3 protein-coding genes are annotated in these 3334 nt (G+C 69.6%); 2 read left to right on the top strand and 1 reads right to left on the bottom strand.

Going from position 1 to position 3334, the window contains the following annotated elements:
* Positions 1-1585: AMP-binding protein (locus tag ACOADB_RS28695; RefSeq protein WP_378607283.1), on the bottom strand; the 1585-nt coding region annotated here is incomplete at its 3' end.
* Positions 1586-1723: 138 nt separating this feature from the next.
* Here ACOADB_RS28695 and ACOADB_RS28690 point away from each other — a divergent pair.
* A complete protein-coding gene (locus ACOADB_RS28690; RefSeq protein WP_378607280.1) occupies positions 1724-2512 on the top strand; it encodes an SDR family NAD(P)-dependent oxidoreductase in 789 nt (262 codons plus the stop codon).
* Positions 2509-3300: a PaaI family thioesterase gene (locus tag ACOADB_RS28685; protein WP_378607277.1), complete on the top strand. Its 792-nt coding sequence runs from the start codon at positions 2509-2511 to the stop codon at positions 3298-3300. Before ACOADB_RS28690 ends, ACOADB_RS28685 begins: the two co-directional genes overlap by 4 nt.
* Positions 3301-3334: the final 34 nt, after the last annotated feature.

Genomic DNA, 3334 nt, shown 5'->3' with positions numbered 1-3334 from the left:
CGCCGGCCGCGGCCTGGTCGCGCAGCAGGAACTTCTGGATCTTGCCGGTCGGCGTCATCGGCAGCTCGTCGACGAACGACCAGTACGTCGGCGTCTTGTGCGGCGCGATCTGCTCGCGGACGAACGCCGTCAGCTCCGCCACGGTCGGCCGCTCGTGGCCGGCGCGCAGGCGCAGCACGGCGCCCACCTGCTCGCCCCACCGTGCATCCGGGACACCGATCACGGCAGCGGTCTCGATCGCAGGGTGCTCGATCAGCACGGCCTCGATCTCGGCCGGGTAGAGGTTCAACCCGCCGCGGAGGATCATGTCGCGCACCCGGCCGGTCACCTTCAGGAAGCCCCGTCCGTCCATCGAGCCGACGTCGCCCATGTGCAGCCAGCCGTCGGCATCGATCGTGTCCGCGGACTCCGCGGGCATCTCGTAGTAGCCGCGCATGTTCTGGTAGCCGCGCACACAGATCTCGCCCTCGGCCCCGATGGGGACCGGCACCCCCGTCTCGGCATCGGCGATCTTCACCTCGAGCTGGGGAAGCGGCTGACCGACGGTGTCGGCCTGGTCCTGTGGAGCGTCGGTGACGCGGGTCTGGCTGATCACGCCGTGCGTCTCGGTCTGGCCGAACAGGATCGTGAAGCCGCAGTCGAGCTGAGTCGTCGTACGGCGAACGAGGGCCGCCGGCACGGAGGCAGCGCCGCTGAGGATGGTCTTCACGGAGGTGAGATCGCGGGTCGCGGAATCGGGGTGGTCGAGCAGCGCGATCAACATCGTCGGGACGACGAGCGTGTGCGTGCCGCCGTACGACTCGAAGGCCTCGAGCAGCTGCGCGGGGTCGAATCCGGGGAGCAGCACGAAGGTCCCGCGGCGGGCCCAGGCCCCGAAGGACGTCACCGCGCCGCCGCCGATGTGGTACATCGGCATGGCGTTGACGTAGACGTCGCCGTCGTCGAACGCGGCCCGGTCGGCGACGAAAGTGGCCTCGTTGACCAGGCCCATGTGGTGCAGCATCGCGCCCTTCGGGAAGCCCGTGGTGCCTGAGGTGTACTGGATCTGGATGATGTCCTCCGGATCGATCTCCGGCAGCACGGTTGCGGGATCTGCGCTCTCGAGGAATGCCGACCAGTCGCTGAACGAGTGGACGTCGTGCAGCTCGGGAAGGTCCCCGCGGATGCTCTCGACCATCGCGCGCATGTCGAAGCCACGGAAGTCGTCGACACAGAACACGGCGCGCGCGCCGGACTGCTTCAGGACGAAGGCCATCTCCCGGGTGCGGTAGGCCGGGTTGAGGGCGACGAGGACCATCCCGGCCATCGCAACGCCCTGCTGGAGGATGATCCAGTCGGCACTGTTCTGCGCCCAGACCGCGATCCGCTCACCGGGCTCATAGCGCTGGGTCAGGGCGCGCGCGACGCGCTCCACGTCCCCGACGAACTGCGCATACGTCCAGGTCCGGCGCTCCGCCGGATCGACCACGCAGTCCACGAGCGCAAGGCGCTCGGGCACCGTCTCGGCGGCGTGCCGCAGCAGGTCGCACACCGTGACGGCGCGTACCTCGCCCGGCTCCGCGGGCCAGTGGGAAGTCTCCAACATCGGTCTCTCCTGAATGCAGCACCTGGATCGTCGCCCGCCCGAGTCGAGTGACCTGTGTCACGCCTACGTTAGGTTCAGAACACTAGACATGCAAGGGAACTCAGTTACCATTTCTGTAGAAATCAACAGGAGGTCGCCATGCCCACTCCCCTCGTCCGAAGCTACGCCGATTCAGCGGTGCTCATCGCGGGTGGCACGTCGGGCGTCGGCCTGGCCACCGCCCGCGCCTTCGCCGATGCCGGCGTACGACGAATCGCGCTCCTCGGGCGGGATTCCGGGCGAGGAGCGGCAGCTCGCCAACAGGTCGCCGAGCACTGCCCGGATGCCCAGGTCGAGTTCCTCGCGTGCGATGCCGGTGTGCTGGCACAGGTCGAGGACACCGTGAGCCGCGCCCACGAGCTGCTCGGGGGCCTCGACGTGCTGGTGAGCTCGACCACCGCGGCCTACCGTCCCGACCTCCTGCACCGCACCGACCCGGCTGACCTCGAGGCCATCCTCGTCGGCCAGGCGCTGCCGCCCATGCTGCTGACTCGCATCGTGTTGCCGTACCTCCAGGAGCAGGGTGGCGGCAGCATCATCAACATCGCCTCGGACGCAGCGAAGGTACCGACGCCCGGCGAGGCTGCTCTCGGCGGGGCGATGGCGGCGATCGTGATGTTCACGAAGGTGGCCGCCCTCGAGGCCAAGCGCAACGGTGTCCGGGTGAACGTGCTGACACCCTCCCTCATCGCAGGCACCACGACCGCGGCGAACGTCCTCAGCGACGGCTTCAGCAAGCGACTGTTCGAGAAGGCCGCCACCCAGGCGCACCTGGGCGTCGCCGAACCGGAGGATCTCGCCGCGATGGCGGTCTTCCTCGGCGGCCCCGCGGCGGCCCGGGTCACCGGCCAGACGATCAGCGTCAACGGCGGGGTCTCGGTCGCATGAGCGGCGCACCCACGGCACCGCTCGTCGTCCTGCCGGTCGGCCCCGAGGCTGCCTTCGGCGTCGGCGCCGTCTCACTCGGGCCCGACGGCGTGCACGGCACGATGCCGACAGGCCGTCCCTACCTCGGCCCCGACGGCCGTCCCGCGGTCGGGGCCCTCGGGGTGCTCGTCGACGACGTCACCGGATATGCGGTCATCCACGGCCTGATCGACGGCGCTTGGTCGGTCAGCACCGAGATCTGGCTGGACCTGCTCGGCCCGCTTCCCGACAGCGGCACACTCTCGGCGAGTGCCCGTGTCGTCCACGCGACCACGGTGTCGGGGTTCACCGAAGGATGGGTGGCTGACGACAGCGGTGTCCGCATCGCGCAGTGCCGCCAGCGGGGTCGTGCGATCCCGGAGACCCCCTTCGACCTCGAGCCGTCGAGCTACCACGTACGCACGGGCGCAACGGACGTGGCGGAACTGATCGGCCTCCAGACCGTCGACGGGCGTACGACCCTGCTCAGCATCACGCCGGACCTCGAGAACCCACGGCACATGCTGCACGGCGGTGTGTCGCTCTGCGCGTCCGAGGTGACGGCCGTCCTGAGCCGCATGGCCGCAGGCGTCGACCTGCCGACGAGCTCGGTCCACATCGCGCACACCCGCGGCATTCCCGCAGGGTCGGAGGTGCTCTTCCGGGCCGAGACCAGGCACGCCGGTCGGACGTTCTGGATCACCGAGGTGACCGGCTGGGTCAACGGCAAGGTGGCCTGCGTGAGCACCGTGTCCGCCCAGAAGCTCTGAAGCCAGTAGGCCCCGGAGTCAGGCCGACTCGTCG

Source organism: Nocardioides sp. CPCC 206348 (genome assembly GCF_048654705.1).
In the GTDB taxonomy this organism is placed as follows: Bacteria; Actinomycetota; Actinomycetes; order Propionibacteriales; family Nocardioidaceae; genus Nocardioides.
Note: the sequence above shows the minus strand (reverse complement) of the source record. Positions and strands in the feature narration are given on the sequence as shown.

What these genes read in the sequence shown, in the direction of transcription:
- ACOADB_RS28690 (WP_378607280.1), top strand. Translation starts at nt 1,724, where the DNA reads ATGCCCACTCCCCTCGTCCGAAGCTACGCCGATTCAGCGGTGCTCATC.
- ACOADB_RS28685 (WP_378607277.1), top strand. Translation starts at nt 2,509, where the DNA reads ATGAGCGGCGCACCCACGGCACCGCTCGTCGTCCTGCCGGTCGGCCCC.